Origin of the sequence: Rothia sp. P5766, from assembly GCF_048513555.1 — a bacterium.
Lineage (GTDB): Bacteria > Actinomycetota > Actinomycetes > Actinomycetales > Micrococcaceae > Rothia.
The window spans coordinates 1-24,506 of the sequence record NZ_JBLXXS010000017.1; the positions used below are offsets into that span (position 1 = coordinate 1).

At 57.8% G+C, this 24,506-nt stretch carries 18 protein-coding genes and 1 tRNA gene; 10 read left to right on the forward strand and 9 right to left on the reverse strand.

From position 1 onward, the window contains the following. Positions 1-304 precede the first annotated feature (304 nt). On the reverse strand, positions 305-1,438 hold the full coding sequence (locus ACN08V_RS09130) for a pseudouridine synthase (protein WP_419105327.1): 1,134 nt from the start codon (positions 1,436-1,438) through the stop codon (positions 305-307). A 446-nt stretch (positions 1,439-1,884) separates the two neighbouring features. Then, a complete protein-coding gene (locus ACN08V_RS09135) occupies positions 1,885-2,769 on the reverse strand; it encodes a DNA-formamidopyrimidine glycosylase family protein (RefSeq protein ID WP_419105328.1) in 885 nt (294 codons plus the stop codon). 276 nt (positions 2,770-3,045) lie between these two features. Between ACN08V_RS09135 and ACN08V_RS09140 the strand changes: the two genes are divergently transcribed. Beyond that, positions 3,046-3,180, forward strand: coding sequence for a hypothetical protein (locus tag ACN08V_RS09140; protein WP_419100396.1), 135 nt, complete (start codon positions 3,046-3,048; stop codon positions 3,178-3,180). Positions 3,181-3,271: 91 nt separating this feature from the next. Here ACN08V_RS09140 and ACN08V_RS09145 read toward each other — a convergent pair whose 3' ends face one another. The 4 genes from ACN08V_RS09145 to ACN08V_RS09160 form a co-directional block, all read right to left on the reverse strand. Then, entirely contained in the window at positions 3,272-8,896 is a 5,625-nt protein-coding gene (locus tag ACN08V_RS09145; protein WP_419105329.1) for a DEAD/DEAH box helicase, read from the reverse strand. Between the two features lie 25 nt (positions 8,897-8,921). Then, positions 8,922-9,683, reverse strand: coding sequence for a DUF4232 domain-containing protein (locus tag ACN08V_RS09150; protein ID WP_419105330.1), 762 nt, complete (start codon positions 9,681-9,683; stop codon positions 8,922-8,924). Between the two features lie 5 nt (positions 9,684-9,688). Then, positions 9,689-10,009 carry a 2Fe-2S iron-sulfur cluster-binding protein gene (locus ACN08V_RS09155; RefSeq protein WP_419100399.1) on the reverse strand — a complete coding sequence of 107 codons (321 nt, stop codon included), beginning with the start codon at positions 10,007-10,009 and terminating at the stop codon, positions 9,689-9,691. A gap of 183 nt (positions 10,010-10,192) precedes the next feature. Further along, a tRNA-Arg gene (locus tag ACN08V_RS09160) sits at positions 10,193-10,265 on the reverse strand. Between the two features lie 456 nt (positions 10,266-10,721). On the opposite strand from ACN08V_RS09160, the gene ACN08V_RS09165 reads away from it, so the two are divergent. Further along, the gene (locus ACN08V_RS09165) at positions 10,722-12,548 is read left to right on the forward strand and encodes a phosphoenolpyruvate carboxykinase (GTP) (protein ID WP_419105331.1); all 1,827 of its coding nucleotides are present in this window, start codon (positions 10,722-10,724) and stop codon (positions 12,546-12,548) included. Positions 12,549-12,846: 298 nt separating this feature from the next. Beyond that, positions 12,847-14,334 carry a sugar ABC transporter ATP-binding protein gene (locus tag ACN08V_RS09170; protein ID WP_419105332.1) on the forward strand — a complete coding sequence of 496 codons (1,488 nt, stop codon included), beginning with the start codon at positions 12,847-12,849 and terminating at the stop codon, positions 14,332-14,334. A 97-nt stretch (positions 14,335-14,431) separates the two neighbouring features. On the opposite strand, the gene ACN08V_RS09175 is transcribed toward ACN08V_RS09170, so the two are convergent. Next, complete coding sequence (locus ACN08V_RS09175; RefSeq protein ID WP_419100402.1) at positions 14,432-14,800, reverse strand: hypothetical protein; 369 nt, start codon at positions 14,798-14,800, stop codon at positions 14,432-14,434. A 326-nt stretch (positions 14,801-15,126) separates the two neighbouring features. Between ACN08V_RS09175 and ACN08V_RS09180 the strand changes: the two genes are divergently transcribed. The 4 genes from ACN08V_RS09180 (at position 15,127) to ACN08V_RS09195 (ending at position 18,587) form a co-directional block, all read left to right on the forward strand. After that, positions 15,127-15,606, forward strand: a complete 480-nt coding sequence (locus ACN08V_RS09180; protein ID WP_419100403.1) for an RrF2 family transcriptional regulator — start codon at positions 15,127-15,129, stop codon at positions 15,604-15,606. 121 nt (positions 15,607-15,727) lie between these two features. Continuing rightward, a complete protein-coding gene (locus ACN08V_RS09185; RefSeq protein WP_419105333.1) occupies positions 15,728-16,912 on the forward strand; it encodes an FAD-binding oxidoreductase in 1,185 nt (394 codons plus the stop codon). A 348-nt stretch (positions 16,913-17,260) separates the two neighbouring features. Further along, positions 17,261-17,752, forward strand: coding sequence for a hypothetical protein (locus ACN08V_RS09190; protein ID WP_419100405.1), 492 nt, complete (start codon positions 17,261-17,263; stop codon positions 17,750-17,752). Between the two features lie 97 nt (positions 17,753-17,849). Beyond that, positions 17,850-18,587, forward strand: a complete 738-nt coding sequence (locus ACN08V_RS09195; protein ID WP_419100406.1) for an Abi family protein — start codon at positions 17,850-17,852, stop codon at positions 18,585-18,587. Positions 18,588-18,732: 145 nt separating this feature from the next. Here ACN08V_RS09195 and ACN08V_RS09200 read toward each other — a convergent pair whose 3' ends face one another. Continuing rightward, positions 18,733-20,136, reverse strand: coding sequence for a phosphomannomutase/phosphoglucomutase (locus ACN08V_RS09200; RefSeq protein ID WP_419105334.1), 1,404 nt, complete (start codon positions 20,134-20,136; stop codon positions 18,733-18,735). 137 nt (positions 20,137-20,273) lie between these two features. Here ACN08V_RS09200 and manA point away from each other — a divergent pair, with 137 nt between their 5' ends. The 3 genes from manA (at position 20,274) to ACN08V_RS09215 (ending at position 23,221) form a co-directional block, all read left to right on the forward strand. After that, a complete protein-coding gene (gene manA / locus ACN08V_RS09205) occupies positions 20,274-21,479 on the forward strand; it encodes a mannose-6-phosphate isomerase, class I (RefSeq protein ID WP_419105335.1) in 1,206 nt (401 codons plus the stop codon). A gap of 100 nt (positions 21,480-21,579) precedes the next feature. Continuing rightward, positions 21,580-21,849, forward strand: a complete 270-nt coding sequence (locus ACN08V_RS09210; RefSeq protein ID WP_419100409.1) for an ACT domain-containing protein — start codon at positions 21,580-21,582, stop codon at positions 21,847-21,849. 13 nt (positions 21,850-21,862) lie between these two features. Then, complete coding sequence (locus ACN08V_RS09215; RefSeq protein WP_419105336.1) at positions 21,863-23,221, forward strand: PFL family protein; 1,359 nt, start codon at positions 21,863-21,865, stop codon at positions 23,219-23,221. Positions 23,222-23,335: 114 nt separating this feature from the next. Here ACN08V_RS09215 and ACN08V_RS09220 read toward each other — a convergent pair whose 3' ends face one another. Continuing rightward, a complete protein-coding gene (locus tag ACN08V_RS09220) occupies positions 23,336-24,448 on the reverse strand; it encodes an alginate lyase family protein (protein ID WP_419105337.1) in 1,113 nt (370 codons plus the stop codon). Positions 24,449-24,506: the final 58 nt, after the last annotated feature.

Here is a 24,506-nt window from a genome sequence, read left to right on the forward strand (position 1 = left end):
TATTGAGCTGGTCAGGGGAGGTGTTTGAGTGTCTGGGGCACATAGTTGCCTTTCGCGGGGGGCTGGGGCGAATTGATGGTACTGTCTGTTAGTTTACCCACCGGTAGGTGCATGTAAGCAAGGGCAAGTACCTCATGCGGGTCTTTGGCGGGCGGTTTTTCCGGCGGCCATTCATGGTGGTGTGCAACCGGGGTTCTTTTCTGTGGGTGGGCCTGGTTGAGGCGGTCCGTCTTTTCATGTGTGCTAAACCTTCATGGGTGGGTTCTTTGAACGCACATGTGAAGGTTTGAGCCACAGCACGGGCTTAGGGAGCCCCGCTGGGGCCTGGGGCTAAGGTCAGCTGCCTCTGGCTCTCCACCAGCACCGCCTGGCCGGTTACGGGGTGGGAGAAGCTCAGCGACCGGGCCAGAAGCTGGAGGGGCAGGGCTGGCTCGTCCTCAGCGATAGGGAGGACCTCGGGGTAAACAACGTCCCCCAGAATCGGTGCCCCCGTTGCCGCAAGGTGCACACGCAGCTGGTGGGTCTTGCCGGTGTGGGGTTCCAAAAGATAGCGGGTTAGGCGTCTGCCCGGTGCCGGTAGCGGCAAAGCTGGATTAGCTGTGGAGGCGTCGGGTAAAAGGCCCGGTGCAAGCTCGAAGGTCTCTAGACAGGTGATGCGGGACTGGGCATTCTGCCCAGAAAAACCGGCACCAGAGCGCCGCCGCTCCCTCAACTGAGCCTTGGTTTCAAGGGGCAGGGCCGGGGCGTCACCAGCTAAAAACTCTATATCGGTTTGGGCTACCTGCAAGGAGCCGTGGGCGTTCTCAATTCGCGAGCGAACCGTCAGACTTTCCCCCGGGGCCAGCTCTGTGCCCCCGGTGCTCAGCGGTGCTGCGATGGCCTCATAGGTTTTGGTGGGTTCACGCCGCTGGAACATGGTTTGGAAAGGGGCTCGGGCCTCTGGCACTTTGGCAAAGAGGACCACTCCGGCGGTGGCTCGGTCCAGGCGGTGGATGGGTATGAGGGCTGGGTTGCGCTCGCGTACCCGCAGTTGGGTCAGGGCCGTGTGCGCGACAAAGGAGCCGTTGGGTGTGGTGGGCAGAAAGTGGGGTTTATCGATAGCCAGCACCCACTCGTCCTCATAGAGCACAGGCATGTCGAAGGGGACGGGCTTTTCTTGGCCTAGCTCCCGGTAGTACCAGATTTTCTGGCCGGTCAGTGGTGCGGTGGGGGCTACCGGGTTGCCCTGAGCGTCCCTCACTTCCTTGCGCTCAAAACGGCTGGCAAAAAGCTCGTACTGGTAGGGGTAGAAACGGGCCACCAGGTAGTCCAAGACGGTGCTGGTGCCTAGAACATTGTCTGTGGGGTCGTTAGCATCGGGCAGGGTGAAGGAGACAGCATCGATGCCCTTGCGTTGGGGTAGGGGCTGGGGCGTGAGGTGGCGGTTGACTCGGCGCATGCCCCCTATTATTCCAGGAGCGTGAACCGGATGAGACCTTGCAAAATCTCTACCCAAAATACGAAAGAATAAGAAGGAATAATAAAAGGATGAGGAAACAACCATAGGTCGCACCCCCTTTACTCCTACATTCGGTGTCACACCGCCGCTGTTGGTTGGGTGTGGTCAGCTACTTGTTGATCTCGCTGAAGCTACCAAAGACGGTATTGGTTGAACCGGCACGCACTTTACTCATGACCGGAGACCCAAGGGCAGGTAAGACAGTTCTACTTAAGGCTTATAAGGATTTAGCTTTAGAGCGTGGTTGGGGGCACTCCTCAGTAGGCGAATACCTATAGGTCCCGACTCATGAGCTATGAGCTAGCCTTGCCACGGGTATGTAGATTTTACTATTCCTTATGTGCGGGAGTACTTGCGTGAATATGCCCCGCCAGTGATCGCCTGTCTTAGCTCAAAAGTATTTGGCAGCCGGGGCACCGGTAGCTCAGGCGGTCTATGTCCTCGGGACGGGCGATCAGGTGGCCGGGTGTATAGCGGCTAGCCCCCACGCCAGTATCTGAGAGGTCTTCTCCTACGATGGTTGCACCGCAGCGGTAGCAGGGGCGTCCTACCCGCCCGTAGCACCATAGGGGTTCGGTAGTGGTACGGGTGACCCGGTGGGGCCTGGCCCGGTTAGCATCAAGGAGCAGGTGGGCGATAGAGACGAGCCCGGCCAGGTCGGGGATTGCGCCGATCGGGGTGCTCGGGTCAATTCCGGCAAGAAAGAGGGTTTCAGCCCGGTAAATGGTGCCTATCCCCGCTAGGTTCCTTTGGTCGAGTAGGGCTGGCCCGATGGCGCGGTCGGGTTGGCTGGACAAGCGTGCTACAGCCTGAGATAGCGACCAGTCAGGCCCCAGAATATCCGGCCCCAGGTGGGAGAGCCTGCTTTGCTCTTGGCTGGTGGGGAAAACTTCCAGGACACCGAGGTTGAAGCCGACCGCCGTGATAGGCCTACTCCCCTCAAGAGGTGCTCCGTCGGGGTTTAAACGGGCGTTAGCCTGGATGATGGCGCGGGCGGCGGTTGCGGGTCGTTTCCAGGGGTCGGAGCGGCCATCGAGTCCCGTTCCGTAAATGTGCCAGATACCTTCCATTTTGAGGTGCGAATGGACGGTAGTATCGCCGATGCGTAGCAGGATATTTTTGCCGCGTGCGAGCGCGCCGTGGATAGGTTGACCGCTGAGGTTGATGCCAGCAGATGAGGGAACTCGAAAGTCTGTCGTGTGGGCTATTCTGTGGGCAAGTGCGCGGTGGAGGGACCGGGCTTGCCTCCATACGGTGTCTCCCTCGGGCACGGTTTTACCTTTCTTGCTGTACCAAAATTTGCCTCATTCTACGGTAGCTACCACCGGCCTCATCCTCAGGGTCAGCTGACATAAAAGATAGAAAAACCGTAGAGTTGCAAGCCACAATAGAAAGCGGTGTATAGTTTTCTGTGTTCAAAGTCTCACAATCGATGCTTCGGACATGTCCCCTTACCTTATGCAAAAGGGTGCACTCCTGCTATTTTGCTTGAGTCTACCCGCCCCAGGCGGCCCCTACCGCCTGCCCCCTAGATGGAGGTCAAAGCGGTGTACCTACTTTTCATGCTTGTTCTGGCTATGATGCTGGTGATGTCACTCGGTGCTCTCTATGTGCACCTTATTCGTAGCGTACGAGAGTTTCGTGCAGGCTACCATGATTTCGACCAAAGACTGAGCATGTAGCTTAATGTACCTGTTTGCATAATGGCCTTCCTGCCCCCTAACAGCAGGGCCATTTTTTACGCCCTTTGAGCGGGTTCGGAGGTCCTGTGGTTTAGTAGTCTTTCCGCATACGGACACCGCGTGGGGTGGTGTAGAAGCCAGCTGCTAGAAGTGCTCGCCGGAGAGCCTGCACCGGGTGTTCAGCCGCGGAATCGGCGGCGCTAGCTGGCTGAGCCTTTGCCGCTGGATTCAAAGGCTCGGGTGTGCTGAGTAGCTCAATACCACCGGCGCTTTCAATCACAATTTTGTCGGCTACGCCCAGGCGCACCAGCTGGCCTAGAAGCGGGGTCGCCACTTCAACAAGCACCGGGTCCTCGGTAAAGGGTAAGAGAGTTTTGCCGCCGCGTTCTAAGTAGAGCACCGGGGTGCCGTCTACCAGGACGAGGCAGGCACCGGCTTTACGCCCCGGCTTGTGTTTGAGCGGGGTGCGGTTAGCATCCCAGGGGGTGGGCGTAGGCCAGGGGAGGGCCGCCCCGTAAGGATTAGCCGGGTCGGTTGCCGCTAGGAGCGTGACAGCACGCTGAGTGGTCCGAACCGGTGAGTAGGTAGCCTCAGGGGCGGCGCTGTGCTTAATATGCTGAGCAGGCAGCGGATCTGAGGTGGCTCGGTCGGCCTGTCTTAGCCGATCTACCGTGGCAGAGGTTGAGAACTGGGCAGCTCCCAGCCCCTCAATAAAGTAGCCTCGGCGGGCTAGCCCCTTTTCTTCGGCTGCGGATAGCACCCGGTAGACCCCGGCAAAACCGCCGACCGTTCCCTCAACGGCAACGGCACCCCGTGTGAGTATTCCGTAGCGGTCCATGAGAAGTTCGGCTCGGGCTGCTGCGGCCACGGTCGGGTCAAGCGGTTCAGCATCAACTCGTGCCCAGCGCCCAGCGTTGATGGGGGCTACCTGGGCCGGTGCCTGGACAGTAGGCCCGGTTCCTAAGCCCAGCCGGGAGGAGGACAGTCTGCTGGCCCCTCTACGCATACCCACGCCACGGGCACGGGGTGGTGGGCTAGCCACCTTATGAGCTGATGAGCCGCCGGCCAGGAGGGCGCGTACCGGTGCGTAGGTGTCACCGGTAACCAGGCCAGCCCATACCAGGTTCCAGAGGGCATCGGATGTCTCGCGGTCGCTGGGCGGCTGATTTCCCAGGGAAGCTGTGAGAGCCGCCAGTTGAGCCTGAATCTGGGTGAAGAACAGCCCACCGCTCAGGAGCGAATAGATCGTTTTTTCTAAGGGCCCCAGCGCAGCCAGGGCTTCTTGCCGCTCACCTTCATCGGGCAGGGTCAGGGGGGCGCTCTCTGCCAGGTGCAGGGCAACCCATCCGTCGTCCCCGGTAAGTTGGCCCGCCCCTGTCCACAGCACATCACCGGCACTCATGGCAGAATCCAACAGAGCCGGGGCGTAGTCGGTAATCCTGGCCCGCATAATGAGCGATTCCAGGGCTGATGCCGGTAGGCGCACCCCCGCAAGCTGGTCAACCACCGTGAGCAGGCCGTCGTAGCCTGAGAGCATGGCGCTTGTATCCTGGCGGGCGACAATAGGCTGGGCCGGGACGCCGAAGGTACCGGGTGTGGCGGTGGTTTCTGTGATTTGCCATGAGCCCACATGCTGCCAAGAAGGCAGGAACCTGGCGTAGGTTGTCGGTGGTACAGGCTCAACATCGGCTCTCAGGGCCGCCAGCGACCGCGAGCGCAGGGTGCGCAAAACCTGAGCATCTACCCATTCGGTACCGGCCAGGTAGCTGGGGTCATCAGAACCGGTGCGGGCACGGGCTAGCTCAGCCCGGAGTTCTTCGGGCAGGAACTCACCGGAGAGTACCCGCCGGTCAGCGGCCAGAGCCCGCAATGCGTTCTCGACCACGGAGATACCCAGAGCTAGCGCGTGGGCGGCCTGGGCGGTGGTGAAAGGTGCGTGGGTGCGGGCGTAGCGGGCTACCAGGTCAAGGAGGGGCTCTTTGACCGGTTCAAGGAAGGCCAGCGGCACCCCGATGGGCAGAGGCACGCCCAGGGCATCGCGCAGGCGACTGGAATCTTCCAGGGCGGCGTAGACCTTGCGCCCGTGCAAGCGGAAGCTTAGTGCCCGCCCGGCGGCTACCAGGGTCTCCAGGTGCTCCTGTGCCTGGCTTGGGGTGATTGTCGGATCGGGGGCAGCCTCATCAGGAGAAGCTCCCGGCAGACGGAGCCTAGCGGCGGCCTCTTCGGCGGTGAGAGGGCCTAAGAGCCGGAGCAGGTCGGCGGCGCCCTCCACTCCGTGCAGGCGGTAACCGGGGGCAAGGCGTTGTAAGCGGGCTTCGGTACTACGAATCACCCCGGCATCCAGAAGCTCCCGTAGCTCGTCTTTGCCTAAGAGCTCAGCGAGCAGAGCCGGGTCCAGCGCCAGCGCGGCGGCTTTGCGCTCAGCAAGAGGGGAGTCACCCTCGTAGAGGAACTGGGCGACGTAACCAAAGAGCAGGGTACGGGCGAAGGGCGAGGGCGTATCGGTCTCGATTTCTGAGACCTTGACCTGCTTGCTCTCAATCTGCCGGTGCAGGGCCAGGAGCTCGGGTAGGTCGTAGACATCTTGCAGGCACTCGCGAGCGGTTTCGAGCAGGATTGGGAAAGCCGGGTACTTTCGGGCAACGTCGAGGAGTTGGGCGGCCCGCTGGCGCTGCTGCCACAGGGGTGTACGGCGGCCGGGGTCCTTGCGGGGCAGGAGTAGCGCCCTAGCGGCGTTCTCCCGGAAGCGGGAGGCAAAGAGCGCAGAATTCCCTACCCGCTCGGTGACTATATCCTCAAGCTCCTGAGGGTCAAAGAGGAAGAGCTCGGCACCCGGAGGCTCAGCTTCCATAGCGGGAATACGCAGCACAATACCGTCATCAGCGGCCATGGCCGATGCGTTCACACCGTAGCCTTCCTCGACCCGGGCACCTACAGCCAGCGCCCAGGGGGAGTGCACCGGCATACCTAGCGGGGAATGGAGAATAACCCGCCAGTCGCCCAGCTCATCACGGAAACGCTCAACTAGCAGGTGCTTATGGGAGGGCACACGACCGGTTGCCTGGGTCTGCTCACCGATATAGGCCAGCAGATTATCGGCGGCCCACTCATCAAGGCCCAGCGCCCCTACCTGCCGGTGGGCCTCTGCCCGGTCTTTGGCAAGGGTTCGCGCCAGATCGCCGGTGAAAGTGCCGAGTGCTCGCCCCAGCTCAGCCGGTCGCCCGGGAGAATCCCCGTGCCAGAAAGGCAGACGGCCCGGCACTCCGGGAGCCGGGGTAACGGTTACCCGGTCGTGACTAATATCTTCAATCCGCCAGGAGGAGGCACCCAGGGCGATAACATCCCCCGCACGGGATTCGTAGACCATTTCTTCATCGAGTTCACCCACTCGCTTAGGCGCCTTGGAATCCTCTGCCCCGGCAATATAGACGGGGAAAAGGCCCCGATCAGGGATTGTACCGCCGCTGGTGACTGCCAGCCGCTGAGCGCCGGGCCGTCCCTCAATAGTGCCCGCGCCGCGGTCCCAGACGATGCGAGGGCGCAGCTCGGCGAACTCATCGGAGGGGTAAAAGCCCGAGAGCAAATCGAGGGTGGCTTCAAAAGCCGCCCGGGGCAGGGTAGCAAAGGGCGCAGTAGCCCGGAGCGCCTCAAACCAGGCCTCCACGCTGATAGGCCCCAGGGCGCAGGCGGCAACGGTCTGTTGGGCCAGAATATCCAGGGGATTAGCCGGTATGGACAGCGGCTCAATCTTGCCTGCCAACATTCGCTGGACGGTGACGGTGGCGTTGAGTAGGTCGCCCCGGTGCTTGGGGTAGAGGTAGCCACGCGATACTTCGCCCACCTGGTGCCCGGCACGGCCCACCCGTTGAAGCCCGGACGCTACTGAGTGGGGAGCCTCCACCTGGATTACCAGATCAACCTGCCCCATATCAATGCCCAGCTCGAGCGAACTGGTAGCCACCACACAGCGGAGCTGGCCCGATTTCAGGGACTCTTCAATGAGGGTGCGTTGGTCCTTAGAGACGGAACCGTGGTGGGCACGCGCCAGCAGGGGTGGGGCACCTGAGGCGCTCGCCGAGGCCCCCATTATCTGGGCCGGTGAGCTTGTGCCCCTAGTAGGAGTAGCGCGTAAAGGGAGTTTAGGGTCATCTGCTTCTAGCTGCGCGGGGTTGGCCTGAGCCAGCTGTTGGGTCAGGATATCGGCTACGGTGCGCGGTTCGGTGCTCCCGCTGGGCCCGGTCACCGTCAAAGGCTCGCCGGTAGGGCTAAGGTCTTGGCGGGCCTGGCACCGTTGCAGGTAGATTTCGTTCAGCCGTGCTGTTAGCTTCTCTGCCAGGCCACGGGAGTTAGCAAACACGATGGTGGAGCGGTTGGCCTCTACTAGGTCAACAATACGCTCTTCAACATGGGGCCAGATAGAAGCCTGGTAGCCGGATGCCGGTGAGGGCGGGGTGGAATCGTCGGAGCCCTCTACCTGTTCTGCGGCCCCCGCTTCTTCCGCTACTTCTTGGATGGTCAGTTCGATGGGCTGGCGCGGGTGCCTAGGGGCGCTCTGCTCGCCCGGGTAGGTTCCTACCGCCTCCCAGAGAGCCTGATGGGGGCCGTTCTCACTCACGGTGGGCAGAGGCTGGTCAAAGTAGCTATCTCTTGCTTTAGCCGGGCTTTCCTCCTCCGGTTCCGGGGAACCTAGGGCGGGGCCCGCCAGTGGGCGGACGCCCAGAGCATCAGCCAAGGTGAGGTCTTGGGGCAGGGTTGCTGCGGCATCGACCTGCTCGGGGCGGAGCAGACCCTCATCGGCTAGGGAGTCAGCTAGCGCCAGCCCATCATTGAACTCGGTAGCTGAGTTTTTAGCGGCTTCGCGGGCACGATTTTTTGTGCTGCTGCCCTGATGCCAGGGTGTGCCAGCTGGCATCTCACCGTAAGCATTGGGGCCGCCCAGGGCTGTCATATCGGGCACGGGTACGGAGAGGGTGAGCTCCCACTGTTTTTCTGAGGGTGGTTGCACAACCTCCACCGGGACGGAGCCGCCCAGGAACCGGGCAACGGTTTCTACCGGTTCTACGGTGGCAGAGAGCCCCACGCGCTGGGCGGGGGATTCTAGGAGCTGGTCTAGTCTCTCTAGGGTTACCGCTAGGTGGGCACCGCGTTTTGTTCCTGCTACCGCGTGTACCTCGTCAATGATGACGGTGTGAACCGAGGTGAGCGTGGAGCGGGCCTTAGAGGTCAGCATCAGAAAGAGGGATTCCGGTGTGGTAATCAGAATATCCGGTGGGTTGCTGATGAGCTGGCGGCGTTCTTTGGCGGGGGTGTCCCCGCTGCGTACCCCCACGCGAACCTGGGGAGGTTCCATCTTGAGGGAACGGGCGGTCTGGGCTATACCGATGAGTGGGGAACGCAGGTTACGTTCGACGTCCACACCCAGGGCTTTGAGCGGTGAAATGTAGAGGACCTTGGTCCCGCTCACGCTGGGTTCCCGACTTGTTGTGTCATTGGATGCGGCGGTGTGATCAAAGTGCAGGCGGTCTAGCGCCCACAGGAAAGCTGAGAGCGTTTTACCGGAACCGGTGGGGGCCACAATTAGGGCATGCCGGCCGGCGCTGATAGCCGCCCAGGCGCCGGCCTGGGCGGCAGTGGGGGCTGTGAAAGCCCCCTCAAACCAGCGACGGGTTGGCTCCGAGAAAAACCTCAGAGCCCGGGAAGTATCCTCAGAAGCCATAGCCCTCTTAGCCTGTAGAAACCGCTTAGGGCGCGGCACCTACAGCACCCACCGTGAGCTGGGTGATGTCCGTATTGGAGCAGGCTTCGGACGCAAAGTTGAGTACGAGTGCCTGGGACGCTCCGGGGGCCTGGATGGAGTAGCCGGTCGCCGCGACGCTCTGGCAACGACCCGCGTAGAGTCCGGCGCGTGTTTCACGCAGGATGGCGGTGAGAGACTCACCGGTGGCTAGTACCCCTCCTGAGGATGACAAGTCGGTGGCGTTTGCGGCGCTTGCACCAATTTGTTGGCCAGCAGAATTCACGTAGTGAACGGCGGGGTAGCCGCCGATAGAGCAGGGGGCGGAGCCGGTGTTAGTGAAGGTGAGGTTGATATATCGTGAGCCTGCGGCACCTCCACCGGGGGCTACGGCCGCCTCAATGTAGAGCTGGTCGTAGTCGCATACGGCAACGCCTGCCATAGAGCTGGGAGCCTGCCCTGCGGCCCCTGTTGGTTGATCAGCAGGGCTGGGAGTGGGGCTGGGTTCAACAGTGATAACGGTTCCCGTAGGGACGGGTTCGGGGCTATCTGAGACGCTGGGTGTCGGGGCCGCGGCTGTCTGAGTTGGGGAGCTCGTTGCTGTGGGGCTTGGGCTGGCGGAGGTTGCTGTTTGGGAAGTCGCCACCGCGGAGGCACTTGTGCCTTCCGAAGTCTCTGCTGGTTGGCTCGGCTTATTGGAGCCACAACCGGTAAGGGCCAGCAGGAGGCTCAGGGCAGCAAGGGGGATAAGGGGTTTGGGGGTTTTCATGCCATTTACATTCCTGGTTGCAGGGTAACGTGTGCCCCGTCCATTCCTTGGGAGTATTCCGTCTGGCAGCTGAGGCGAGAGCACTCGTTGGCGATATCATCGATCATATCGAGCAGGTCTTCTTCGGCTTCTTCGCGTTCGCCCGATGCGGCAAAGTGCTCGGGATCGATAAAGGCGTGACAGGTGGCGCATGAGGCATTGCCGCCGCAGGTAGCAAGTACCGGGAAGCCGGCTGCTAGGACAGCGTCGAGCATGCTCTGGTGGGGCTCCCAGGTCACGTCTTTGGTGGTACCGTTTTCATCGGTGACCGTGATGTTTACGCTCATATCTTCTCCTGTGCTGATGCGGCAGTGAGGCCGTCTGGCCTTCTTGTCTTCCCCTATTTTATGGGATAGGCAAGAGCAAGCCCGTTTTTGTGGTGAAAACTACCCCACCGTCATGGGGTTCTGCGGCCTCTTGATGTAACCGCAATAAAAAAACCGGCCTCACAAGGAGGCCGGTTTCTGGTGTGCGCCCGAAGGGATTCGAACCCCCAACCTTCTGATCCGTAGTCAGATGCTCTATCCGTTGAGCTACAGGCGCATTGTGCCTTGGCTGACTATCTCTAGCCCGTCTTGGCAACAGGTAATACTCTACGCAGGTTTTTGGAGGTGTGCAAATCGAAAGCGCGTGACACTGCTCTCACTTATGGTGGGTGCCCTGTCTGCTCAGTTTGGTCTCAGCCTGGTTAAGGCCACCGGGGGCGCTCCGGGGCTGATGTGGCTGTATTGTGTCATGCCCAAATGATTTTTAGGTTTTGCTACGGGGGTGTGAGGAAGATCGGAGCGAAATATTTGTACTAATTCTGACAAAAGACCTATATCTGGGTAGGCTAGACGTACACGATGAAGTGAAAGTGCACCGCACAACGCGTTTATTCATTGCTAATGAGTGGCGCGTTTTTCTGTTTTCGCTCTGCCGGCGGCACAGAAAATGGGTGGGCACCTGCTTCCGGTACAGAGAGGTACCGGGGGAACCGATACATAAGGGGAAGCGTCAGTGACTGACATTTCAATCGACAATTTAATTGCACAGGCTCCTACCAACTACGAGGAATTACTTGCTTGGGTCGCTGAGGTTGCTCAGCTTACCCAGCCCCATGATATTTACTGGGCTGATGGCTCACAGGAAGAATACGACCGGCTGGCCGCTGAACTGGTTGAGGCCGGTACCCTCCGCAAGCTTAGTGATCATGAGTTCCCTAACTCTTACGTTGCTTTTTCGGATCCCGATGATGTGGCCCGTGTTGAAGAGCGTACCTTTATCTGCTCACAGACCCAGGATGGTGCTGGGCCGACCAACAACTGGCAGGACCCAGCTCAGATGCGAGCGACTCTGACCGATCTCTTTAAGGGGTCCATGCGGGGCCGTACCATGTATGTGATTCCCTTTGTGATGGGTTCACTCGATGCGACCACTCCTAAGTTCGGTGTCGAAATTACCGACTCTGCCTATGTGGTTGTTTCTATGCGGATTATGGCCACTATCGGTTCTGATGTTCTTACCAAGATGTCCGAGACCAAGGCTTTCTTTGTGAAGGCACTGCATTCGGTGGGCGCTCCGCTTGAACCCGGCCAGCAGGATGTTCCCTGGCCCTGTAACCCCGAGAAGTACATTGTGCAGTTCCCCGAAGACCGTGAAATCTGGTCCTATGGGTCCGGTTACGGTGGTAATGCCCTGCTGGGTAAGAAGTGCTACGCACTCCGTATCGCTTCAGCAATTGGCCGCGATGAAGGTTGGATGGCAGAGCACATGCTGGTGCTCAAAGTAACCAACCCTGAGGGGCGTAGCAAGTTCATATCCGCGGCCTTCCCCTCAGCCTGCGGTAAGACCAACTTTGCCATGATGGATCCCACCATTGAAGGCTGGAAAACCGAGATGGTTGGCGATGACATCGCCTGGATCGAGTTCCGCGATGGCAGGCCCTACGTGGTGAATCCCGAGGCAGGCCTGTTTGGTGTCGCCCCCGGCACCGGCTGGTCCACCAACCCCAATGCAATGCGGGCAATTGCTCGGGGTAACACCATCTTCACCAATGTTGCCCTCACCGATGACAACTCTGTGTGGTGGGAGGGTAAGACCGATGAGGTCCCCGATCATCTGATTGACTGGCAGGGCAAGGACTGGACCCCTGATTCAGGGCGTCCGGCGGCTCACCCCAACTCACGTTTCTGCACCCCCATCGCCCAGGCTGACACTCTGGCCGAAGAATACTATGCACCCGATGGTGTACCGCTGTCAGCCATGATTTTTGGTGGCCGCCGCAAGACCACTATCCCGCTAGTTTCCGAGGCCACAAGCTGGGAGCAGGGTGTCTTCCGTGGCGTGACCCTCTCTTCAGAAACCACCGCCGCCGCCAAGGGCCAGGTGGGCCTTGTGCGCCGTGACCCCATGGCTATGCTTCCCTTCATTGGCTACAACGCCGGCGACTACATCCAGCACTGGATTGATCTGGGTAAGAAGCACGGCCAAGAGAACATGCCCAAGATCTACTACGTCAACTGGTTCCGCCGCACCCCCGATGGCGGGTTCGCCTGGCCCGGATTTGGTGAGAACAGCCGCGTGGTCAAGTGGATTTTCGACCGTTTGGAGGGCACCGCTGGTGGCCAGGAAACCTTCTTGGGCCTTGTCCCGACACCAGCGGACCTGGACCTGACCGGTCTTGAATTGAGTGAGGAAGAACTAACCGCTGCTCTTACCGTTAGTCGCGAAGAATGGGAAGAAGAACTGCCCGGTATTGACGAATGGCTGGCATTCTTAGGGGATAGAGTCCCCGCCGAAGTGCACGCTCAGCGCCAGGCCCTAGCTACTGAGCTAGGCAAGTAACCCCCCGCGGTTTCATATGTGAGCCCTTGAATTGATAAGGGTGTAGCTCATCTCAAAGTAGCCCGCAAGAGCCTAGCTCTTCCGGGCTACTTTTCTTTGTGCAGGATTAACACCTAGACGCCCCTAAATTGGGGGAGGAAGCTACCTTATATATTCTGTAGAATGCTATAAGAATGGCTGAAGACTGTACTGTATAGCCCTGTGCCCTCCCGAACAAAAACTGCCGGTTAGCCACCGGCGAGGTGAGTTGCGTAGCGGTGAGCGAGCTACTGCTTGCTTGTGTGGAAGGAATACAAGAGTGGGAAATTTGCTGAGCGTTAAAGAACTCACCAAGAACCACGAGCACCTCCGCGCCCTCAAGGGCGTTAACCTGGAGGTTGCCGCCGGTGAAATCGTAGGTCTTCTCGGCGAGAACGGCGCAGGCAAGTCGACGTTACTGTCCATCCTGGGGGGCTGGGACAGCCCCACGGGTGGCACCATTACCCTAGATGGTAAGAGCTACACCCCAAAGAATCCCGAAGAAGCCTTGGTGGCCGGTGTAGGCTCTATCCGCCAAAAATTTACTGTGGATTCTGAGCTGACCGTTGCCCAGGCAATCTTCCGCTCCACCCAGTATGCCGACGATGCTGAGGACGCTCTGGTAGCTCGCGCCCAAGAACTACTCTCCGAAATTGGTCTTGCTGTTGACCCCCGCGCCAAGATGGGAGATCTGGTGCGTGCAGAGCAGGCCCTGGTTGAAGTCGTCCGCATGGAGGCCGAAGAGACCCGCCTAGTCCTCATGGATGAAGTTGCCGCAACCTTCAACGACTTTGAAATCTACCAGCTTCATGAGGTGACCCGTAAGCTGGCAGCTGAGGGCCGCGCAATTATCTACATCACCCACCGTATCGATGAGATCCGCTCCCTGGCTCACCGTGCAGTGATTCTTTCTGAAGGCACCATTAGCACTGAAATTAACCCAGGTGCCATGACTACCGAGCAAATCGCCTTCAAGATGTTCAACCGCGAAATCGAGATGGGCGGTCGCCCCGATGACTTCGCTGGCCAAGACGCCAAGCTCATCGTCGAGAATCTCACCAGCTCCAAGGGCTCCCTAAATAAGGTGTCCTTCTCGGTTGACCGGGGTGAAATCTTTGGTCTGACAGGGCTACGCCGCTCCGGTATTAACGAGGTTGCTGCCGCCCTAGTCGGTGTTGACGAAACCGCCACTTTCGGCACTCTCAAAGTCAACGGGCAGGACGTCACCATTAGCTCACCCGGTGACTCTGCAGCACTCGGTATCGGCTACCTCTCCGATAACGATGACGAACTGGGCCTTGCCAACGAACGCTCTATTGCAAAGATACTGATGGAAAGCGCAGGCCTTAAAGAACGACCCAAAGGCTTCTTGCACGAAGTATCCGCCTTACGGGAGGTCGCTGAACAGGTTCAGAAGCTCCGCATCAAAACCACTAACATCCAGGGCCAACTGGGTAAGCTCTCTGGCGGTGATCAGCAGAAAGTCGCCCTCGCCCAATGGATTACTACCGACTGTGAAATCCTGATTCTCAACCACCCTACTCGTGGCATTGATATGGGCTCTAAGAGTGAAATTTACAAGATGCTCATGGAGCTGACCGAAAAGGGGACCTCTATTATCCTCATTGGGTCAGACATGTCAGAACTTATCGGCCTGTGCCACCGCATTGCTGTGATGCGCTCCGGTGAAGTCGTTTCGGTCCAGCAGAATAAGGTAGCCACCGAAGACACCCTCATGGGCGAAGCCCTGGGGGAGGATTTGGTCTAGAGAGCTCGACCATAACTGAAAACAGGAGGGCTCCCGGCTCATCATAGCCGGGAGCCCTCCTGATTTAGGCTGGTGTGCCTTGGGGGATGAGGCCAGCTTACAAGGAAATCCTTGAAGCGATGGCATTGAGTTTGTGGCGTGCTAGAGCCAGGTTGGCAGTGTTGCGCTCAAGCACCAGGTAGACGAAAAGACCTGATGTTTCTGAAGTGTTAAGAACGTTGATCAGGTGGTACTGGGAGGAAAGAGTGATCATAATGTCCTCAATGTTCCCCTTGACATCAAGGTCAGCCATGGTCTTGAGCTTAGCCCGAACAACATTTGAGTTACCGGCAGCAGCTACCGTGAGGTCAAAACCAGGGGAACCACCAGCGGCAAGAGCCATACCCGATGAAATATCGACAAGAGCGGCACCGGTAGCGCCTTCAATGGAGAGCAATTCCTGAATGGAGGCATCAAGCTGTGACAAGATAATTCCTTTATCTATGTACCTGCCAGAAGAACACGACATCAATGGAGGAGTGCACCAGCAGGAGGCGGTACGGACGCAACCACCTACCCGCACCCTTGGCGTATGTGCGATGAAAAGGGTTGCGCCCTCGAGTTTTTACTTACCTATCATACTACTTTGCCACTCTCACACACCCCCAACATGTGCAGGAAACCCGGCTAAAGTAGAGTTCAAGCGCCAGAAGTCGGCTGATGACAGCCTGGCTTGAAACCTGAAACCATATAGCTGAAACTTAAGGTTGAAGCAATAATCGCCCCATCACTATGTCTAAGGAGCTGGACCTTGTGCGCCTCACTGCCTTTTCAGATGTTTCCCTGCGCGTACTGATGCTACTTTCTGGGCTGGACGGTCACCAAATCTCAACCCAGAAAATTGCTGAGGGTGTAGGAACCCCCTATAACCACGTTGCCAAATCTGTAGCCTTCCTGGCAAATATGGGTCTGCTCGAATCAACCAGAGGCCGCACCGGCGGCATCCGCCTCTCCGAAAAAGGCGCTTGTGCAACCGTCGGGCAGGTCCTCCGTGCCACCGAGGGCGACATACCTATGGTTGAATGTGAAGGCGAAACACATACTTGCCCCATGCGCAATTCCTGCTCCTTGCGCGTAATCCTAGCTAACGCTCGTGAAGAGTTCTTCAAGATTCTCGATCCGGTCGTTATTTCTGAGCTACCCAACGAAGCCCAGATGGGCCCGGTTTTCCTTGAACTCGGACTTGGCCCCCTTGGCTCCGCCAGAAAAACCACGGCCGGTAGCTTAAACTAACAAAAGCACCGAGGCCGCTGTCGGTTTTAAAACCGGCAGCGGCCTTTCCAATCCCTAATACTGGTATGAAGTATGCTAAATTGAAAGTGGTTTATCAACAACCTGTCACTAAGGAGCACTCATGCTATCTGCCAAATCCCGCCCCATCATCGAGGCAACCCTCCCCGTCATCGCCGAACGCATCAACGACATCACCCCCGACTTCTACCGCCGCATGTTCGCCGCCCGCCCCGACCTCATGGACGGCATGTTCTCACGCTCATCCCAACTCGAAGGCACCCAGCCCAAAGCACTAGCAGGCTCCATCGCAGTCTTCGCCTCCTACATCCTGGCCAACCCCGACAGCTACCCCGACGAAGTCCTCTCTCGCGTAGCCCACAAACACGCCTCACTGGGCCTGCGCGAAGAAGAATACCCCACCGTCTACAAGTACCTCTTCGAAGCCATCGCCGCCAACCTAGGCGACATCCTCACCCCCGAAATCGCAGAAGCCTGGACCGAAGTCTACTGGCTCATGGCCGACGCCCTCATCAAACTTGAAAAAGGCCTCTACGCCTCACAAGCCAATGAGGTCATGTTCGCCCCCTTCCGCCTCCTAGAGCGCAAAGAAACCGGCGAGAACGTCATCGACTTCACCTTCGAAGCCGCCAATGCCGTAGCCATGACCGACGCCGTAGCAGGCCAGTACGTCTCCATCGTCACCAAAGCAAAAGATGGCCTCCGCCAGGCCCGCCAGTTCACCCTGCTCCCCTCCCAGAAGAACCAGCGCCGCGTAGCCATCAAACTCGACACCGCAGGCGAAATGACCCCCATCCTGCACGAACTCGCAGTCGGCGACATCGTCGAGGTCTCCAACCCCTACGGCGACGTCACCCTGGGCGCTTTTGGCGATGACGCAACCAAACCCCTCTACCTCTTCTCCGCAGGTATCGGTGTAACCCCCATGATCGCCTTCCTCTCCGAACTCGCCGCCAGCGGCTCAGAGCGCGAAGTCGTCGTAGTTCACGCCGACCGCTCAACCGCTACCTGGCCTCTACGCGAGGAGATGGCCAGTTATGTTGAGAAACTCAAGAACGCCCGCCTGATTTCCTTCCTCGAAACCACCGGTGAAGGCGACTACGAAGGTCGCGTTGATATCTCCAAGCTGGAGGTACCCGCCAACGCCTCCGCCTACCTGTGCGGCCCATTGCCCTTCATGCAGGGTGTACGCTCACAGCTGGTTGAAGCGGGTGTACCCGGCCAGCAGATCCAGTACGAGATCTTCGGCCCCGACCAGTGGATGCTCCACGACCAGGCCCGCGCCTAACCCTTCGGCCCAGGCCTGCGCCTAACCCTCCGGCCCAGGCCCGCGCCTAACGGTTAAAGATAGAGCGCGGTGAACCTACCTTCGCCTGCTGACCCTCTCAGGTGCTCGCGCTGGGGCGCTCGCCCCTGATTCACGCCAGCCCCGAGCCAGCAGGCTCCCGGTAGGTTCACCGCGCTTCTACATCTTCATACAAAAGCGCCCGCCCTGTTTCCTAGCCCCGCAGATGAAGCGACTAGAATTTAGCTAGACTTTATAAAGAATTTTTATAGAATTGAATAAGAAGTTAGGCTAAAGTTAGAAAGGTAGAGCCGGGATATGGCCAAGGAAGCTATTTAGGGGAGATCGATTATGCCCACCAGAGCGCAGGAAGCGTTTGAACGATTCGGAGCTGTTCTTGACCAGGAAGCTGGACGGTACGGTATTGAGAATCTAGAGGCCTTACCAGGGGATTACTATCTGGCCGAGATTGACGGTGACAGGGTTGCCGTAGCATCTACCTACCGGACCATCAAAACTGGGTCATCACAGATCTCGATTTCAAACAAAAAGGTCGAGGGCCTGCTGGAGGTAGCGGAGGATTACAAGGCAACTCCAGTCCTTGGCTATTACGTTGAAGACAATGGTCGAGGAGCAAAGGACTTAGTTCTGATTAAACTTGCTTTCTTCTCGGAAGAAAGCAAGAGGCTGGGGCCAGGGCGGGTCTTCAACTACACATTGTCAGGAGGATATTACTACGGACACGAAGCATTCCGTTCCCTCGATCTGGAAGCATACCGAGACTTTCTTTACTGCGCGGTCCGCTTCTCAACTACTGACAAGCCCGAAGTAAGGTACGTTTAGCCGCGAGGGAATAAAACAATAGCTCCGGGGGTATATCCTCTATTTCAGGACAGTCGACCGTTCCGGAGCTCTCACCTATACCCTAGCAGGTGTATCAATGAAGTCAAGAAGAAAATATCAGCTGAGTGATTTAGAGCGCTGGTTTTCGGCACCGCGTATGTCACGCTTCAAGAGCTCTGACAAGGCTGAAGACCTTTATGTGTGGAATACTCGAGTTGCGAAGGCGCTCCTTGAAGATATTCAACACATAGAGGTCTTGCTTCGCACCACAATCGATAGGGCCATGAGCGCCGAAAATGGCGACGACTGGATAGTTGATATCTCTTACTTTGACTCAAACTATAGAGGTCGTGGTAGGGTCTCAAACGGTCATGACGCAAGCTATACGAGAAATGTTTATAAAGCGATTCAGCGTTCTGGTCAGCCCTATTCCACCGCCACAAAGGGAAGAATCATCGCTGAATTGTCTTTCGATCATTGGCGCTTCTTACTGACTGCGTCTAAGGAACCCACTGCTTGGATGTACATCAAACGACATTTGCCGGACTACACTGTAGGCGGCAAGCCTCGTCAGGATTTTGAAAATGCCGTGATATATGCGTTGTATCTGAGAAACCGGCTATCACATCATGAACCTGTCACGCGAAGAACACTGCGCGAAGAGTACCTGTATCTTCGTGAAGCTACCCAGAAACTTAATCAGTTAGCTCAGTGGCTTGATGCTGATGCTGCTGTGTGGATCCGGTCTCACTCACGAGTCCAAAAACTATGGAGAAGCCGGCCAAGGGATGAATTGCGAGATGCACTATGGCTGCGTAAACATCCTCTGTATTGAGGCATAAAGCCATAGTTATACTGACTTTTAAAGAGCAGATAAGTCGTAGGCAGACCCATCAGATAAAAGCGCCCGCCCTGTTTCCTAGCCTCTCAGCTAGAAACAGGGCGGGCGCTCTTTGCCTTCAGAAAAAGCAGGAGGTTCCTTAGCCCTCGCGCACAATCTTCAAAATAGTGTCACGCACACGCTCCATCGTGGCCACATCGGGAGCCTCAAGATTCAGACGCAGGAAAGGCTCAGTGTTTGAGGGGCGCAGGTTAGCCCACCAGCCCTCAGTCTTATGCTCAAAAGTGGTACCGTCCATATCAGAAACCTCAACGGTATCACCAAAGTGAGCGGCAACGCGGGCAACAGCACCAGCCTTGTCCTCAATCTCAGAGTTAATCTCCCCGGAGGCAACGTAGGGAGCGTACTTCTCAGCCAGCTCGCTCAGCGGAACCTCAACCTCACCCAGCGCCGCCAGAACATGCAGAGCAGCCAGCATACCGGTGTCAGCGTTGAAGAAGTCCTTGAAATAGTAGTGAGCCGAATGCTCGCCACCAAAAACACCCTTTTCATCTGCCATAACAGCCTTGATGAAAGAGTGACCCACACGGGTCTTAATGGCACGGCCACCCAGCTTCTCAACCAGCTCAGGCACAGCCTTAGACGTAATCAGGTTGTAAATGATGACCGGGTTATCGTTACCTTCAGCCTGGGCACGCTTAATCTCGCGCTCAGCAACCAGTGCGGTAATAGCCGAAGGCGTGACAGGCTCACCCATCTCATCAATCACGAAGCAACGGTCAGCATCGCCATCGAAAGCCAAACCAATGTCAGCACCGTGCTCCACAACAGCCTTCTGCAAATCCACCAGGTTAGCGGGCTCCAGCGGATTAGCGGGATGATTGGGGAAGGTGCCGTCCAACTCAAAGTAGAGGGGAAGGATTTCCAAGGGCAGGCCAGGCAGAATGGTATCACCCAAAACAGCGGGAGTAGTCAAACCGCCCATACCGTTACCGGCATCGACAACAACCTTGAGCTTACGGATACCCGAAAGATCCACCAGATTGCGCAGGTACTCGGCATAAGCCTGAAGCACGTCCTTCTCAGAGACGGTACCGGTAGCCTCAACAGCGGGGATAGCGCCCTCATCCAGGTACTTCTGGGCCAGGTCACGAATATCGTACAAGCCGGTTTCAGAAGAAAGCGGAACAGCGCCCGCCTTGGACATCTTCATACCGTTGTACTCAGCGGGGTTATGCGAAGCAGTAAAGGTAACGCCAGCGGCATTCTCAATGCCACAGGCAAAATAGAGCTCGTCAGTAGAAATCAGGCCAATATTAATGACATGAGCGCCTCGAGCGGTTACCCCCTCGGCAAAAGCCTGCATGAACTCGGAGCCGGAGGGCCGCATATCCGCGCCCACCAGCACATTCTGACCAGCTAAATCGAGAACGTCCACGAAAGCGGCACCGGTCGCACGAACGGTCTCAGCGGTAATGGTTTCACCTACGATACCGCGAACATCGTAGGCCTTAAAAGATGCGGTTAAATCAATAGTATTCACAAGAGCCAAGTTTACGGGGCGCCAGCGGCTTTAGACAGTTTCCATGCGAATTTGTCGGGGATTTATGGCAATAAACACCAGCAATTTAGATAATAATTTTATGCCTATGGCACCTAAGGCATGGTTGTATGGTGTACATGGCTGAACTTTTTTCTCTTGCTAACCCGATTCAGAATTATGCCTGGGGTTCATACGAGACCTTAGCTCTCATGCGCGGGGCCCCAGCCCCCACCGAACAACCCGAAGCAGAGCTCTGGGTAGGTGCCCACCCCGCAGCTCCCTCCGTAGCACACGTAGACGGCGGCACCTACACCCTTGACGCACTGGTTGCAGAGCAGCCCAACCGCTTCCTCAACGCCCAGCGCACCAATGATGTCTTCCCCTTCCTCTTCAAAATTCTGGCTATTGAATCGCCTCTTTCCATCCAGGTGCACCCCACCGACGAGCAGGCCCAAGCAGGCTTTGCCGACGAGAACGCCCGTGGCATACCCCTGAACGATCCGGCACGCAACTACAAGGACACCTTCTCCAAACCTGAAACCGTCATTGCCCTCTCAGAGATGCGCATCCTAACCGGCGTGCGCAAGTTCTCTGAGCTCTCGGCTATCGCCGAGCATTTCAAGCTCCGCTGGCTGGCTGGCGCCTTAGATGCCTCCAAGACCCCCAAACAGCTTCTCACCGCAATTATCCGAATGTCACCGCAAGCCTCCGCCACCGCCCTTGAGCAAACCCTTGCAGCAGCCCGCAGCTGGGCACAAAAGAACGGAGCCGTGGACGGGCGCGAATCACTGGCCGCTGGCGTAGCCGAACTAGTCAACCTCATTGACTCTAAATACCCCGGCGACCGCGGCCTGCTGGTTGCCCTGGTCATGAACCTGGTCTACCTGGCACCGGGTGAATCGGTCTATACCCCCGACGGGCAGGTGCACGCTTACATCTCCGGCACCGCCATCGAACTCATGAACCCCTCCGATAACGTCATGCGCGCAGGGCTAACCCCCAAACACCTTGACGAGGAAGAACTCATCAAGATTCTGGGGGAGCGACAAGACGCACCGGTCATTCAGCGCCCAACCCCCACCAGCGACGGCACCGCAGAATACTCCATGTGGGACGAACGCCTCAGCATCACCCACCTGGTCCTTGAGCAAGGTCAAGAAATTGAACTCCCCCTTAGCGGTGTTGCGATCGCCCTGTGCACCGCTGGTACCATGGTGGTTCGCGATGACGATAAGACCTTCACACTAGGCGGAACCCAAGCCGTGATGTACACAGGAGAATCCGCTACCCTAAGCCTTAGCGGCCAGGGCCAGCTCTACATCGCCTGTCAGAGAGCATCATAGGTCAGGTCCCCTCCAAAGGGCCCCCTCGAAGCCTGGGCAAGGACAACCTGACGCCCCAGCCGGTGGCTAACCAGCTAAAAACCAGTACCTTAAGGAAACGATGAAAATTATTTTAACTGTGACCGGCCTAGACCACGAGGGCATCATCGCCGGTGTGACAGGCAAGCTCGCTGAACGCAAAGTCAACATTGAAAACCTCTCCCAGACCCTCATGCAGGGTTACTTCACCATGATTCTGCAGGGTAGCTTCGATGAGACCAGCCAGTCCATCACCGAGCTGCAAGAAGCCATGAAACCGGTTGAAGAAGCTCAGCGCGTTCAGATTCGTATTCAGTCTGATGCAATCTTCCAAGCCATGCACAACCTCTAGGAGCTACCGCACCATGTTCCGCTCCGATAATATTCTTGAAACCCTACAGATGATCGAGGAAGACAAACTCGATATTCGCACAGTCACCATGGGCATCTCACTGCTGGACTGCGCTGACTCCAGGGGCGCTATTGCTCGCCAGAAAATCTACGACAAAATTACCTCCCGCGCCGCCCGCCTGGTTGAAGTCGCTGAAGGCATTGAGGCTGAGCTCGGTATCCCCATCATCAATAAGCGCATCTCCGTCACCCCTATCGCTCTGGTTGCCGGCGCCTCCGACGACGAGGACTATGTAGAGTTCGCAAAAACCCTGGACGCTGCGGCAAAAGCCGTGGGGGTGAACTTCATCGGCGGTTTTACTGCCCTGGTTGATAAGGGCTCCACCCCCGCTGATGAAAAGCTCATGCGTTCTATCCCACGTGCCCTCAACGAGACTGACGTGGTCTGTGCCTCTGTCAATATTGGGTCTTCCCGCGCCGGAATCAATATGAGTGCGGTCAAAACCATGGGCGAGGTTATCCGCCAAACAGCCGAGGGCTCGGCAGAAGCCCACGGCTTTGGTTGTTCTAAACTGGTTGTCTTTGCCAACGCCGTATCCGATAACCCCTTCATGGCCGGTGCTTTCCACGGCGTGCAGGAAGCTGACACCGTTGTTTCTGTAGGTGTTTCGGGCCCCGGCGTGATTAAACGTGCCCTGGAAAAGGTGCGCGGTGAATCCTTTGATTCCTGCGCTGAGGCCATTAAAAAGGCAGCCTTCAAAATAACCCGCATGGGCCAGCTGGTTGGCACCTTAGCCGCTGACCGCCTGGGTGTTGACTTCGGCATCGTAGACCTTTCCCTGGCTCCCACTGCTGAGGTGGGCGACTCCGTAGCGCACGTGCTCGAAGAGATGGGCCTGGAATCCGTGGGAACCCACGGAACCGTTGCCGCCCTGGCCCTACTCAACGATGCCGTCAAGAAGGGCGGGCTCATGGCCTGCTCCCATGTGGGTGGACTTTCTGGCTCCTTTATCCCCATCTCTGAGGATATCGGCATGATTGATGCCGCCGCAGCCGGGAAAATCACCCTGGATAAGCTCGAAGCTATGACCGCCATCTGCTCGGTCGGCCTGGATATGGTCGCTATCCCCGGTGATACCACCGCAGCTACCATCTCAGCCATGATTGCCGATGAGGCAGCTATTGGCGTGATGAACCACAAGACCACCGCTGTGCGAGTTATCCCCGCAATCGGTCTTGAGGTGGGCCAGATGGTCGAGTTTGGCGGCCTGCTCGGTCGTGCACCGGTCATGCCCGCCCACCCCGAATCCGCTGAGGCTTTCGTGGCTCGTGGTGGGCGGATCCCGTCCCCGGTTCACGGCTTCCGTAACTAAAGACAAAAACAGAAGGGGCCGGCCAGTTACGCACTGACCGGTCCCTTCCGCTTTAAGAGAGCTAAGAGCTGCGGGGCTCAACCCAGTTAGCGCCCACTAACACAGAGCAGGCACCTAGAAGCTGGGGAAAAGCTCCAAGGTTTGCAGGCCGTTAGAACCCAAAGAACCGTCCGCGAGGGCTTTCTTGCCTGCAGGGTCAGGGTAAACACGGCTGAGTAAGGCAAAGTAGGCGGCATCACGCACGCCATCGAGTTGCCCCTTGTTGCTCTCATAGTAGGGGAAGCTAGTGGGGTTGTTAGTCCACCGGGCAGCTACACCGTAGGCCTGCTCCAGCTTCTTGCCGCCGGGGGTGGCCCAGGCAGGCAGGCCCAGATCAACAAAGATCTTAGCTGCGTGGCTGGCAGGGAGTAGAGCATAGTGCGTGTAGGCAATTCCCTTCTTGCCCTTATCGGGGCCCCCATGCCAGTTAGAGGTTGCACTGCGATCGCGTTCCAGGGGCATCTCGCCCTTGTCATCAACACCTTTAATGAGCAGTGTTTCCCAACGGTCCTTAGCCTGCTGAAGCAGAACCTTATCGCCCAGGTAACCGGCTACGCAGGCCTCCGTCAGCACCCCCCAGAAACCGTGGTTATTATCCCTGTCAGAGGTGGAATGAGGCAGAACCAGGTTACGGAGGAAGTCTTTGAAGGTTGCGTTATCCCATTGGCCGCATACCTGAGCCCAGTAGGCTGCCAGAATCATGTGCGCTGAGTTGAAATTCAAGTCAGCCTCCCCCTGGCGAGTGCTTACTGCGGTGAGGGTACTGGCCCAGGCATCAATAATCTGGAGTGCCTTGAGCGCATACTCCGTCTCCCGAGTGATGCGGTAGCGGATAGCTAGGCGGTAGGCTACGCGGACATCACGGCTAAAAATGGCACCACTTTTAGGGCTGGTGTTAACACCGTTCGCGTCATAGTGAGGTGCAGGTGCCAGGTCTGCTACCGGGCTAGGCTGATAAGACAATTCACGGGCGCAACGGTTCAAGAAAGTAGCCAGCTTGTCCTGGTTCTGGCGCAGGTAGGCGAAGTCCTTTTCGTGGACCAAGATGCTGGGGTTGGCTTTAATAATCCGGTCAGGATTGATAGCGTAGCTTGCCTGTGCTGGGTCTTGGACCAGGGTTGTTCCTAGTCCTGCTAGGGCCACAGAGCTTAAGAGGCCGCTGAGGGCTTGACGCCGAGAAGCGTACATACTAAATCTCCTCCTAGTGAGGGGTTGAGGGGTAGACCTAAGCTGATATTTCTAGGGC